This is a genomic window from Pseudoalteromonas sp. PAR1, assembly GCF_947311895.1.
In the GTDB taxonomy this organism is placed as follows: Bacteria; Pseudomonadota; Gammaproteobacteria; order Enterobacterales; family Alteromonadaceae; genus Pseudoalteromonas; species Pseudoalteromonas lipolytica_C.
This window is the reverse complement of record NZ_CAMZMY010000028.1, coordinates 43,048-54,003: the sequence shown is the minus strand read 5'-3', so window position 1 is coordinate 54,003 and position 10,956 is coordinate 43,048. Positions and strand designations below refer to the sequence as shown.

Sequence of the window (10,956 nt, the reverse complement as noted above, 5' to 3'; positions counted from 1 at the left end):
GCGGGATGGAGCAGCCTGGTAGCTCGTCGGGCTCATAACCCGAAGGTCGTCGGTTCAAATCCGGCTCCCGCAACCAATTCTATGAATTGGAAGTCAAGTTGTAATGTAAAGCAACTTTAAATAAATCTACAATTTCAGGCGCGGGATGGAGCAGCCTGGTAGCTCGTCGGGCTCATAACCCGAAGGTCGTCGGTTCAAATCCGGCTCCCGCAACCAACTGAAATTATATAATAGGCACGCGAAAGCGTGTTTTTTTATGCCTGAAATTCAGGTTCAGAGCCCGAAGGTCGTCGGTTCGCCCTCAAAATTCACAGCTCCCGCAACCAACTGAAATTAAAAATTAATATGTAATACTAGACACGCAAAAGCGTGTTTTTTTATGTCTGAAATTCAGGCTCACAACCCGAAGGTCGTCGGTTCGCCCTCAAAACTCACAGCTCCCGCAACCAACTGAAATTAAAAAATTAATATGTAATACTAGACACGCGAAAGCGTGTTTTTTTGTGCCTGCAAAAAGTTGCTTTGCATCAACTGCTAATGTTAAATCCTTCTAACACCTTCCTGATAGCTTGATATCCACCCGTAAATTGATAAATGCTTTATAAAAATCAACTTAATTTATATGTATTAGCTTTTAGTAATAAATTATTATAATTAAAATTAAAAGAAGTGTTTTTTGCTTATTTTTCATTCTTTTTGTCGTAATTTACTTACATATCAGAACTGACTGAACTAATCTTAAAGTATGGCTTTAGGCTGTACCTTGATAGGATCTCTTGTGTAAGTATTTGACGGGCAAACATGGCTCAATAACAGCTATGGTTAAAGCATCACTGAGATCCTAACCTCTTACAGTTCAGCTTTCCTTCCTTTGAGTTTTGGCAGCTGAGTATTCAGTTGCTTTTCTTTACTATGCTAGTGGCTTAGTGCGAGTAATGAATCTTCGCTTAAAAGATAGAAAGGTTTATGTTACAACGTCAGTAATATTACTTTTTAGCTACAAACATGACTGAACTTTACCATTGGTTTGATTTATTTGGCGTAGCCGTGTTTGCGGTCTCAGGGACGCTACTGGCATATGATAAAAAGATGGATGGCTTTGGTGTTGTCGTATTAGCCACTGTTACTGCAATTGGTGGCGGCACAGTCCGCGACGTTATTTTAGACATTCCTGTTTTTTGGCTGCATGATCAAAGCTATTTTTGGGCTATTTTACTCTCGGTATTTATCACTACGCGTTTAATAAACAAACAGCGCTCTATTTCGCTAAGTGCACTACAGATTGCAGATGCATTTGGACTCGCGTTTTTTGCTGTTATGGGGGCTCAAAAAGCAATGCTTGCCGGTATGCCAGATACGACTTCGATTATTATGGGGGTTATCACGGCATGTTTTGGCGGAGTCATTCGCGATGTATTAGCAGGCAACATACCCATGCTGTTAAAAGGCGAGCTGTATGCGATAACATGTATCGCCGGTGGTATTGTTTACACAGTAAGTATTTCCTTAGGTTTAGTCACTGAGCTTGCCATGATTATGGCAATGTTAATGACACTGATGCTTCGCTTAGCTGCAATGAGGTGGCATTTAACGTTGCATGTTTTTAAATATCCTGACTAAACTGTATTCATGGATGAACTATAGGGACATATCGGATCGTGTCTTTAGCCCGAATTTTTTCTCGTGCTCAGGTTGGCGTGCAAGCTCCTGAAGTGATTGTTGAAGTGCATTTAGGTAATGGATTGCCAGCGTTTCATATTGTTGGTCTTCCTGAGGCCTCAGTAAAAGAAGCCAAAGACCGTGTACGCAGCGCGCTCGAAAACTCGCAGTTTGGCTTTCCTGATCAACGTATAACCGTTAATCTTGCGCCCGCTGATTTACCAAAAGATGGCGGGCGATTTGACTTAGCCATAGCAGTAGGGATTCTAGTCGCTTCTGGACAGATCACCTGCAACGACATACATCGTTATGAATTTTATGGTGAACTTGCCTTAAACGGTGAAGTAAGAGGTGTGAATGCTATCTTACCTTCAGTGTTGGGTGCTAAAGAGCAAGGGCGCTGTTGCTTTTTACCTGTCGAAAACGATAACTTAGCTAGTTTAGTTTCTGGCGTATCACGAAAAGCGGTTTATTCATTACAAGATGTCTGGAACGACTTACTAAATCAACAACCTCTGCCTTTGAATATCCACTACCCAGAGCAGCAGCCAAACCGAGAGTCGCTACTTGATCTAAGTGATGTGAAAGGGCAGCCCGGCGCAAAAAGAGTGTTAGAAATCGCTGCCGCTGGTGGACATAACTTACTTTTTCTTGGCCCCCCTGGTACAGGAAAATCAATGCTCGCACAGCGTATGCCGACGATTATGCCTACCATGTCTGACGAAGAAGCCATTAGTACCGCAGCATTATATTCGATTATAGGTCAATCGGTAGATCTATCAAATTGGCGCGAGCGACCATTTCGAAATCCACACCACACTTGCTCTGCGGTAGCGCTGGTGGGAGGGTCATCAAATCCGAAGCCCGGTGAAATATCATTGGCACACAATGGCGTGTTGTTTTTAGATGAATTACCTGAATTTGAGCGTAAAGTTCTCGACTCACTGCGTGAACCAATGGAAACAGGTGTAGTGACAATATCTCGAGCGGCAAGGCAAATGGAGTTCCCATCGCAGTTTCAGCTAATCGCCGCATTAAATCCTAGTCCGACAGGGAGTCATACCGATAAACGTGCAACGCCAGACCAAGTCTTGCGATACTTATCTCGGGTGTCTGGGCCATTTATCGATAGGATTGATTTGCAAATAGAGTTACCGCGGCTTACAAGTAGCCAATTGCAGAGCACCCAAGCAGAAGAAAGCAGTGATCAAGTGCGCCAGCGTGTAGAGCGCGCGTATGCTATACAGCTTAATCGGCAGGGTAAGGTGAATGCCAGGTTAAGTAATAGAGAAATGGCGCGTTATTGTGAGCTAGGAGCCGCTGAGTTGCAGTTTTTGGCTAAAGCCAGTGAGAAACTGGCGCTGTCACCGCGTTCTTATCATCGTATTATCAAAGTGGCCCGAACTTTAAGCGACTTAAAAGCCCAGCCAACAATTACCTTAAATGAATTAAAAGAAGCGCTAAATTACCGTGCGTTTGAACGACTAATAAGTCAGTTAACGCAGTACTAGAAAACGAATTAGATTGAAAGCATGTAGCCTTTACCGCGCACGGTGACAATGCGTTTTTGATCTTTTTCATCGCTGAGCTTTTTACGAAGGCGACCAATTAATACATCAACGGTACGATCGCTTGGACTCCAATCAGGCTGGCCAATTTCTTCGGAAATCTTTTCTCTTGATGTAGCTTTACCTGCATTACCAATTAAGCAGATTAAAACTTTATGTTCTGCTTCAGTCAGGCGTGACTCTTCGCCGCTGGGTGTGATCAGCGTGCGATTATCAGGGTGTAATTTAAAGTTGGCGTACTCAATAAACTCTTCGCTTTCGTCGTTTGTTTGAGAGCTCTTAAGGCGTTTATACAGTGCGCGCATTCTAAGTTCTAGCTCGAGTAAATCCACTGGTTTGCAAATATAATCATCGGCTCCTTGCGCAAGGCCTGCGATACGGTCAGCTTGCGAATCTCGGCTTGATAAAACAATGACCCCAATATCAGTCAGAGCATTTAGTTCTTTGGCAAGCAATAACCCATCGCGCTTAGGTAGCACAATGTCGATAACTGCTAAAGAAATAGCTTGTGAAGAAGCTGCACGAGATTGCACTATGCTCAATGCATCAGCACCTGTTGAATCTATCTCAATGTTAAACTCAGTTTCTTTAAAGTGGTTAAGAATGCGTTTAACGAGCAGTTCGTCGTCTTCAACCAATAAAACTTGAATAGTCATTCGCTTTAATTTCACACTTGATTTGTTGTTATGTTAGCACTGTATGGCGAAGGCTGAGAAGTGTAATGGCGAGGTTTGTAACTATTTCTTACAATTTAATGGCTTAGCGATAGTTGAAAAGGGTGAAAGCTGAGCACTCGTGCAGTGCTCAGCCAAGTGATTAAACTATTTTTCAGGATAAAGATATTGCCACCACTGCGGCTGATCTTTTAAGTTTTTATCGAAATACGCCAGCATGGTGTTCCACCAGTCAAAGCGTTTATCACGCGCAAAAATTTGGTGATCTGCTCCTTTGTATTCGATTAGGTCAACATCTTTACCGAGTAGCTTTAATGCCGTGTACATGTTGTGACTTTCACCAACCGGTACGTTGGTATCTGAATCACCATGAAGGAGTAATAGCGGAGTGGTTACTTTATCAGCATGAAACACCGGACTATGTTGGCTATAAAGTGTAGGGTTGTTCCAAGGGTAGCTATTTTTTGATGCCTCAGCTGAATATAAATAACCCCACCAACCTTGACCCCAGTACGAGGTGATATTTGAGATCCCCGCATGAGCTATAGATGCACTGAACATATCTGTTTTAGTTGCTAGTAGCATGGTCATGAAGCCACCGTAAGACGCGCCCAAGTTGCCAACACGCTTACTATCTACATAGCTATATTTATCCAAAAAGGCTTTTGTGCCGTCAATAATGTCATTAGCTGTGTACTCACCCCATGCATTTACATGTTTAGCCGAAAACTCTTGGCCAAAGCCAGTCGCGCCTGTTGGTTGTATTACGTAAACAACATAGCCGTGCTCTGCCCATAAGTTAAATGGGTAACGACCTGTAAAGCCACGTGTTACTGGTGATGTGCCACCGTAATAATAAACCAGTGCAGGGTATTGTTTTTTGCTATCTAAATCATGAGGTAAATAAACACGCCCCTTAATTTCAATGCCATCTTTATTAGTGAAGTTAAATTCTTCAAGTGAGGCTACTTGGGTATTTTCATAGCCAATTGGCTTTGAATCCCACACGACTTTAGCACGGCTCTTGCCTAAGTTGAGCTGCTTAAGTTGCTGTGGTGTTGACGCTGTAGTGCCAGTCACTAAAATGCTTGGATTGCGTTCGTTTGAGTAACTAAATTGCTCAACAACATCAAAGCCTGTATTTACTTTATTGAAACGCTTTTTGCTTAAGTCGTATTGATAAAGTTGTACGGTATCTTGCTCGGTGACTTTAATAAGTGCATCACCGTTTTCTAGTACATTTAACTGGCCGATAGCCGGGTTAAACTCTTTACTTAAAGCGGTTGCTTTTTTACCGTCGCGGCTGAGTAAGTAAAGTTGACCATCATAGTTATTAGCCAGCATGCCTTCAGGAAGGTTTCGGCCTAAGCCATTATTAAAATCTGGGCCAGCAGTGACATAAATACCGTCATCAGTATATTTAGCCTGATTAAAGGTATTAAATTGACCAAGCACCGTGATAGCCGATGTAGCTAGGTTTAGCTCAACAAGCTCTGTTGCAGGCTGTGGTGATAGCTGCATTGCTTGTGCTGAGCGACTCATTAATACGTGACCGTTTTTGGCATCAAAATCTTCAAGTGAATGGCTAAGTGGGCCTTGGCTTAAAATTTTGCTAAGACCAGTTGTGATATCAAGCAAGTATATTTGTGATGTTGTACGAGCATAAGACCAACGGTCTTGCAGGCCTTGATAATGTTTAGTGAGCTTGCCATTGTCTGTTGGTGATTTTGACCAGCTAAAAATTAAGCTGTTGTTATCAAAATATTGAAAGCCACTTGCACCAGAAAGGTTTTTAGCAATCACGCTAAGTTGCATCGTTTTTAGATTTAAACGCTTAAGCTCACCATTTAATAGATACACTAAATTTGTGCTATCAGGGCTCCAAGTAATATTGCTCGGTAGGGCTGACTCAAAGCGATAAAGAGTATTGTTTTTTGCGTCTTTAAGCTCAGTCACGTATTGCGCTTGATTAGCCGTTGCATCTTCGTAATGACGTTGGCTAGTAATAAAGTAATTGCCATTTGGCGCCATTGAAATATAACTTACCGTTGGCGCATCGAATAACTGTTTTGCAGACAAGCCATGTTGTTGTTTAGAACTAAATTGCACAGTATCTAGTTCAGACTTAGCAGTAAAATCAAGCTCAACTTCATTCCAGTTTGCTACTTGCTCAGTGATGATAACAAATTGGTGATCGCCTTGGCTTAAAGCTAACTCATAGCTGTTATTTTTTCTGTTTGCTTTTCACCATCGATAAACAGCTGTGCGTTTTCAATGCCTTTAAGGGTCAACGAGCCTTGGCTAAAGCGCTCGGTTGATGCAGTAAATTTTAGTGCTTGCAGGCCACCTAATGTAAGGGCGCTAACTTTGTCGAATGATTGCCACTTTATCTCGTCGCCAAAAATACGAATATTGTCGTTATTTTTTTGTAAGCTTGGTACTAAGTTGGCAATAATAGCGTCACGATGTTCGGTTTGATAAGGCTTTAATTGCATATCATCGCTAAGAGGGCCAATAAACTGAATTGCTGAACGTTCAATAGCATCTGCCATAGCTGTTGAACTTAGAGAACAAAGTACAAGTGCGCTAAGCGTGGTTTTTAGCTGAGTTTTTTTGTTCAGCCAAGTGGTTGTAAATGTCATAGTTTCGCCTGTTGAAGGTAAGTTTTAGCAATATAGCACGCAGAAAAACTAGCAAAAAGAGCTCTGCGTTAGAATGCTGATGGGTTTGAGGTTCCAGTTATCTGTTGATATGGTGGGCGCTTAGATGAACAATGAGGATGCACAGTGACACTTTTACTTGTTTATATGTTGGTTGCTATTACCGTCTCTTTTTTATGCTCGGTAATGGAAGCGGTGTTATTAAGTATAACGCCAAGCTATGTTGCTATGTTAAGGAAGCAGCAACCTGCATTAGCAAAACGCGTTGCTAAGCTAAAAGATAATATAGACCAACCGCTCGCGGCTATTTTAACGCTTAATACAATTGCGCATACAGCTGGTGCTGCAGGTGTTGGTGCACAAGCTGCAGTGGTTTTTTCAGATGCTGCTGTTGGAATAGCCTCGGCAATTATGACCTTATTGGTTCTTGTACTTTCTGAAATCATTCCGAAAACACTGGGTGCAAATTATTGGCGTGGTCTAACACCTATCGTCAGCATTAGCCTTATTTGGTTGGTGGTCATTTTAAAACCTTTCGTTTGGTTTGCAGATATCCTCACGCGCTTTTTGGGGCGTAATTATGATGAGGCCTACTATATTCGCCAAGAAATTGAAGCCATGGCTGATATAGGCACAGAGTCAGGGGCACTTGGTCACGACGAATCTGAGATTATTAGGAGTCTGCTGCGTTTTCGCCACGCTAAGCTAGATACCATAATGACGCCGCGTACTGTGCTGTTTAAAGTGCATAAAGATTTAACTGTTAATCAGTATTTGTCTGAACATGGCTCATCGTCATTCTCTCGGGTGCTGGTATATGACAAAAATGGTGATGATATTATCGGCTTTGTACATAAAAACGATATTATGCTGGCGTATCATCGTTTAGGTGAAGACTATAAGATAAGTAAGCTGGTTAAACCAATTTATACAGTGCCAGAGACCCTGCATGTGCCAACGCTACTTGAAACCTTATTGTCAGGGCGAACCCATATTTGTTTAGTGGTTGATGAGTACGGAGATGTTCAAGGGATTGTGACCTTAGAAGATTTAATTGAGGCGCTGATGGGGCTGGAGATTGTTGATGAACATGACCAATCTGCAAATATGCAAAAAGTGGCTAAGCAGCGTTGGCGACAGCGCTTAGCACGAAGTAATACCATTGTTAGTGATGACAAACGGGAGCCTTAGCGACGCTGCCCGGTCGCTGTTTTGACCATTTGCCGCCATGAGATTGACCAATTTAAAAAATCTTCTTTGGCTTTCGGGCGGCATAACAAAAAGCCTTGCATTAAGATAAATTCTTTATAGCGGTCTAAGTATTCGAGTTCTTCTACTCGCTCGATCCCCTCGGCGACAATAAATAAATCTTCTTGAATAGCAATATTCACAAGACTACTGACAATGACTTGAGAAAATTGGTCAGTTTCAATATTACTGATCAGCGTTTTATCTATTTTAATCTCGGTAAATGGTAAGGTTTTCAATTGTTGTATGTTGGTAAAGCCGGTGCCAAAGTCATCAAGAGAAATACCAAATCCTCGCATTCTTAATCTGTTTAGTGATTCTAACTGTGCTGCGGTGCGTAAGGCGTATTGCTCGGTTATTTCTAAAATAACTTCACCTGGGGTGAGGTTATTTAAATGTAATATTAGTGCCAATTTATCTGGGCAGCTTAAGTCTTCGAGTTGCGAAGGCGATAAATTAAAAGCCAGTTTTAGGTTAGGATGAAAATGTTCTTTGATTTCAGCAAAGTCGTTGGTCGCTTTTTCAAAGAGCTGAAAGGTAATAAGGTTAATTAAATCTAAATCCTCGGCAACACAAATAAATCGCTCAGGTAGAATTATTTCCTCTTCTTTACTTGTATTTATTCGCGCTAATACCTCAATACTTTCGACACGGTTATCGTGGCGGTTAATTTTGGGTTGGTAAAATGGAATTATTTCGTTGTGACTAATCGCATGAAGTAACAGCGACTCAGAAATAGGGGATTTTGTCCGCTCTACGTGAAATGAAAAATGCTCAAGTTTTTGCAGCAACAAATAAACCTGATTCAACTGCACGGGCTTAGATATATTACCAATCAGATGGGCATTATTTTTACGGGCAATATCAGCTGCTAAATCAATTACTTTGGGATCCATTTCAGAAATGATCGCAATAGCACCATGGTATTTCATTGCGCCTAAATGACGGATCAATTCCATACCATCCATATCGGGCATTTTTAGATCAGTAAAGATAGCATCAAAGAAGTGAGGCGCTTTTTTTACTTTTTCTAGAGCTTCTTCTGCACTTAGGCAGGTAGTGACATGGCTAATTTCCAGCTCATTCAAAATAGCCTGCATAACAATAAGAATCGCTTTGGAGTCATCGACTACGAGAATATGCCTATTTGACTTCACTATATTCACTCCTTGAACGAGAACACTATTACTTAAAAGTAGTAGATAAATATTAGTTAGTCATGTTTTTTGGTTGTTTGTGTGCTGGGAAGAGTAATTTAAATTGTAGAAGCCTCTCTCTCGTAATTTATTTTGTCCTACGTATAATAGCCGCACTCTTATCTAGTATTTTTACAGATTATGGCAAGACTTCAGTTGAGCTTAGCAAATGAAACCTTCACTTTGCATTTGCACGGCTCGCAATTAATACAGTTATTCCATCAACAGCAAGCTATTGCATTTGATAACCCGACTCAGAATAAGTATGAATTTGATTTTCAAGGACAAAAAATTAGCTTAGATACCAGCAAAGTGCATGAAAAAAGCTTAGCTATTTATGTTAATCAGCAATTAGTTAGTGAACTTGCACTTCCTGCGGTAGAAGACGCTGAACCAAAACGCGGCATTATTGGCCTGCTAGCACTGGGCTTTAAATTATTTAAAAGTGCAAAAGTAGTGAAAGCTGCTTTAGCGGGTGCATCAGTTGCTGGTTACGCATGGCTTTTTTCTATTGAATTTGCTTTGATGTTAATTGCTTGCTTGGTTGTGCATGAATATGGTCATGTGCGCGCTATGAAATATTTTGGCATTAAAACTAAAGGTATTTATCTTATTCCGTTTGTCGGTGGCTTGGCCGTTTCCGACGATAAAATTACCACCCGTTGGCAAGACGTGGTGATCTCTCTAATGGGGCCTGCATTTGGCTTAATTACCTCAGTATTCGGAGTAGTGCTTTACTACGCCACTGAAATGGAAATATTCGCCGGTGTGGCAGTACTCAGTGCACTGTTAAACCTATTTAACTTGTTACCTATTTTGCCTTTAGATGGGGGTCATGTACTAAAAAGCATTAGTTTTTCGATGCGTTCTTGGGTCGGCTTAAGCGTGTGCTTATTAGGCGTGTTATTTGGTTTATGGTTGAGCTATACCTTCGGTTTAATGCTCCTCGTGTTCTTCTTGTTTGTTGGCGCGCTTGAAATTGTATTTGAATGGCGTGGTCGTCATTATTCACATTTAATCCCTCTTGATACTTACGGGCAAGGTTTTTCAGCGGTCATGTACGCATTGGTTGTTGCAGGCCACGTTGCAGTAATGATGCATTTTGCTGATTCAGAAAGCGCAATCCTTAGCTTGCCAATGAAGATTTTATCGAATTAAGTATTAAATACGGATATTTTTGAGTACTTTTTTAGGGAAGTGGCTACTTAGTAAAAGTAATTTTTGAAGTCAGGTTAGCTTACAACATCCATATAAAAGTAAGAGAAAATGTTTTAATCAAGGAATAGTTAGTTTAGCTATAGCCTATTCTAATTAGGCTATAGCTTTCATATCAAAAAACACAAAAGTTAAAAAAGCTATCTACTTTTTTATAGTCATCCTCACTGAGTGGTAGGCTATTCTTAGCTGTAATAATTAATTTAGTTAAGTACTCTTTTTTTCTGTATTTATTTAGTTTTATAAAAAATATAACCCTATTTTTATTTTCAAAACTTGTTTTAATTTCCATGTATTTATCTTTAACTAATTTTTCATTCTCAATCGTGAGAAATAATTCACTTTTTAAAAATTTACTAAAGTTGATGTAAACTATTTCATCTATAGACTTTTCAGTACCATTGATGTTTCGTAAAATACTGTCTTGGGATAACTCTGAAAATGAAAAAGCCCATGCAAAATTTTTATCTTCGACTGAGATATTTCTTTTCATTTCTTTTCTATCGAACATATCTTCGTTAAAAGATGAGTTGAAAGAAAACCCAAGGTTATCAGCATTACATCTATCTGTTTGTGACCCATAAGCTAAATTAAATTGAAAAATTAATAAATATAAAAATAATATTTTAATTTTTTTCATCTTCATTCTTAATTTTAGAAAGTTTGTACCCGTAGTAAATCCCTTGGGCATTTGCTAAAAAAAGGATAATATAAAAAATAATATCTTTATGGAAAC

At 40.2% G+C, this 10,956-nt stretch carries 7 protein-coding genes, 1 tRNA gene and 1 pseudogene; 5 read left to right on the top strand and 4 right to left on the bottom strand.

Features of this window, described 5'->3' with window-relative positions:
* Positions 1-139: 139 nt before the first annotated feature.
* The 3 genes from QL229_RS18260 (at position 140) to QL229_RS18250 (ending at position 3,170) form a co-directional block, all read left to right on the top strand.
* Positions 140-216, top strand: a tRNA-Met gene (locus QL229_RS18260).
* Between the two features lie 789 nt (positions 217-1,005).
* Positions 1,006-1,620, top strand: a complete 615-nt coding sequence (locus QL229_RS18255; RefSeq protein ID WP_135923194.1) for a trimeric intracellular cation channel family protein — start codon at positions 1,006-1,008, stop codon at positions 1,618-1,620.
* A 38-nt stretch (positions 1,621-1,658) separates the two neighbouring features.
* Positions 1,659-3,170, top strand: a complete 1,512-nt coding sequence (locus QL229_RS18250) for a YifB family Mg chelatase-like AAA ATPase (RefSeq protein WP_135923195.1) — start codon at positions 1,659-1,661, stop codon at positions 3,168-3,170.
* A gap of 8 nt (positions 3,171-3,178) precedes the next feature.
* Here QL229_RS18250 and QL229_RS18245 read toward each other — a convergent pair whose 3' ends face one another.
* Both QL229_RS18245 and QL229_RS18240 read right to left on the bottom strand, forming a co-directional pair.
* Entirely contained in the window at positions 3,179-3,883 is a 705-nt protein-coding gene (locus QL229_RS18245; RefSeq protein WP_135923196.1) for a response regulator transcription factor, read from the bottom strand.
* Positions 3,884-4,048: 165 nt separating this feature from the next.
* Positions 4,049-6,543: pseudogene (locus QL229_RS18240) on the bottom strand (S9 family peptidase).
* 144 nt (positions 6,544-6,687) lie between these two features.
* Between QL229_RS18240 and QL229_RS18235 the strand changes: the two are divergent.
* Complete coding sequence (locus QL229_RS18235; protein ID WP_135923198.1) at positions 6,688-7,752, top strand: hemolysin family protein; 1,065 nt, start codon at positions 6,688-6,690, stop codon at positions 7,750-7,752.
* On the opposite strand, the gene QL229_RS18230 is transcribed toward QL229_RS18235, so the two are convergent.
* The gene (locus QL229_RS18230) at positions 7,749-8,969 is read right to left on the bottom strand and encodes an EAL domain-containing response regulator (RefSeq protein WP_135926214.1); all 1,221 of its coding nucleotides are present in this window, start codon (positions 8,967-8,969) and stop codon (positions 7,749-7,751) included. The genes QL229_RS18235 and QL229_RS18230 overlap by 4 nt on opposite strands.
* Positions 8,970-9,146: 177 nt before the next feature.
* On the opposite strand from QL229_RS18230, the gene QL229_RS18225 reads away from it, so the two are divergent.
* Complete coding sequence (locus QL229_RS18225) at positions 9,147-10,163, top strand: site-2 protease family protein (RefSeq protein WP_281547266.1); 1,017 nt, start codon at positions 9,147-9,149, stop codon at positions 10,161-10,163.
* A 172-nt stretch (positions 10,164-10,335) separates the two neighbouring features.
* Here the strand turns inward: QL229_RS18225 and QL229_RS18220 are convergent, their stop codons facing one another.
* The gene (locus QL229_RS18220; protein ID WP_281547265.1) at positions 10,336-10,860 is read right to left on the bottom strand and encodes a hypothetical protein; all 525 of its coding nucleotides are present in this window, start codon (positions 10,858-10,860) and stop codon (positions 10,336-10,338) included.
* Positions 10,861-10,956: the final 96 nt, after the last annotated feature.

Excerpts from the sequence above, each read along its gene's own strand:
- QL229_RS18255 (WP_135923194.1), top strand. The coding sequence starts at position 1,006 with ATGACTGAACTTTACCATTGGTTTGATTTATTTGGCGTAGCCGTGTTT.
- QL229_RS18245 (WP_135923196.1), bottom strand. The coding sequence starts at position 3,883 with ATGACTATTCAAGTTTTATTGGTTGAAGACGACGAACTGCTCGTTAAA.
- QL229_RS18225 (WP_281547266.1), top strand. The coding sequence starts at position 9,147 with ATGGCAAGACTTCAGTTGAGCTTAGCAAATGAAACCTTCACTTTGCAT.
- QL229_RS18220 (WP_281547265.1), bottom strand. The coding sequence starts at position 10,860 with ATGAAAAAAATTAAAATATTATTTTTATATTTATTAATTTTTCAATTT.